1 protein-coding gene is annotated in these 771 nt (G+C 39.4%); it reads left to right on the forward strand.

Going from position 1 to position 771, the window contains the following annotated elements:
- Nucleotides 1–287 precede the first annotated feature (287 nt).
- A partial coding sequence (locus tag AB4496_RS28750) for a nitrate- and nitrite sensing domain-containing protein (protein ID WP_372133505.1) occupies nt 288–771 on the forward strand: 484 nt, incomplete at its 3' end.

Below are 771 nucleotides of genomic sequence, written 5' to 3' on the forward strand. Positions count from 1 at the left end.
TACCACTTTGTGATTATGCAGTGCGTGTCAATTTTTAGTCACTGCGTCAGAGAAATGTTGTTACACGTATTTTTCGTCTGGTTAAGTCAGATAGTTAACAGTTTTATTCATAAACCAATGAGTTTTATAAGGTTAAATGTTAACGTCCTCTGCGCTGAACTGTGTAGTTAGGTCATGGTTTACATAGGTCAGCTTGAATAATTATAGAGTCACAATTAAGGCGCACCCGTTAGAAGGAAGCCAAATTCGATGACTGAGAAGATTTGTTAGTTGTTAGGGAAATAATAATGAATTTAACCGATATGTCATTTAAGCAAAAAATCATCGCTTTGCTTATCTTACCGATCTTAGGGTTTTTATGGCTTAGTGTTTCTGCCATTTCAAAAGGCGTAGAAACCACCAGTGAAATGTCGTCATTAAACCAACTTACGCGTTTGTCGGTTGTGTACAGTGAGTTGGTGCACGAGTTACAGAAAGAGCGTGGTATGACGGCTGGTTTTATCGGGTCACAGGGAAACAAGTTTGGCAGTGAGCTAAAAGCACAAAGAATTAACGCAGACAGCAAACGCAATCAAAGAACCGAGTACTGGCAGTCTGAAGAAATCGGCTTATCGCAGATCGCGCGTCTGAATACTGAAATCAGCCAAAGTCTCAACCAAATTACTTCGATTCGCAATAGAGTGGATTCTCAATCAATTCCGCTTTCTGAAGCATTAGGCTACTACACCAAACTTAATGCTAAGTTATTGAGTGTATCTGCATTAATTGCTG

The sequence above is a fragment of the Vibrio sp. 10N.222.46.A1 genome, from assembly GCF_041473595.1.
Taxonomy (GTDB): Bacteria; Pseudomonadota; Gammaproteobacteria; order Enterobacterales; family Vibrionaceae; genus Vibrio; species Vibrio tasmaniensis_A.